General features: G+C 51.6%; 1 protein-coding gene. It reads left to right on the forward strand.

Annotated features, from left to right (window positions below):
* Window positions 1–787 (forward strand): group II intron reverse transcriptase (locus J3482_RS20160; protein WP_206923081.1); only part of this gene is annotated, 787 nt, incomplete at its 5' end.
* Window positions 788–854 lie beyond the last annotated feature (67 nt).

The following is an 854-nucleotide window of genomic DNA, read 5'->3' on the forward strand; positions in this document are numbered from 1 at the left end:
ATGGAAGCGGCAGGGGAAAGAGCGGGTTCTTGCGAAGCCGAGTCGTAAAGCGATTCAACGGTTTAGAAGTACCATGGCTAAGGATTCACGAGCATTCTGGATGGCACCGGGCGCGGCAGTCGTCGCCACACTGAACCGAAAGATTCGAGGCTTTGCTGAATACTTCCGACGAGGGAATGCGAAGGACACCTTTCTCACCCTCGATTACTATTTATGGGGGTTGGTGTTTCACAGGCTTAAGCAGAGAACAAGAGAGCCCCCAGGCGTAGTGGCGAGGAGATACCAACACCGCTACAATGAAGCCGCCAACCTTCCATACCACCGGAAGTCCACGGCGAAGAACTTCGGATTCAAGGACAGCGACGGCAACGTGCACATGCTCGACAAACTTGGGTTCTACAAGATAGAGTACCCGGACAAATGCTCACAAAAGAATCCTTACGTACTCAATGACCGTGAGTGGCTGGATGGTAATCGCAAACTTCGAGAAACGATAAGAGTCCAACGTACCAGATACATCGAGCGGCTATACGGGCTGCCGGAAAACTGGACATCCTACCGCCAGTATGTGGTGACAAGACAGAATGGACGATGCGCAAAATGTGCTTGCAAACTCACTGGTCAAAACACACATGTTGATTACTGGCCGGGAGTTGCAGGAGACATACGGGTACAAATGAAATCCATACCAAACAATCTAGTCGCCGTGTGTATTCCATGCTATGGGAGAAAACAACGGCGCAGCAACAGGAAGAATACGGGCCAGGCTGAACTACGTGCAACCTAAAACTACTTCAAATGGAGAGCCGGATGCATCGAAAGGTGCAAGTCCGGTTCGGGGAAGGGCTCGGGCG

It is taken from the genome of Alicyclobacillus suci, from assembly GCF_017329615.1.
In the GTDB taxonomy this organism is placed as follows: Bacteria; Bacillota; Bacilli; order Alicyclobacillales; family Alicyclobacillaceae; genus Alicyclobacillus; species Alicyclobacillus suci.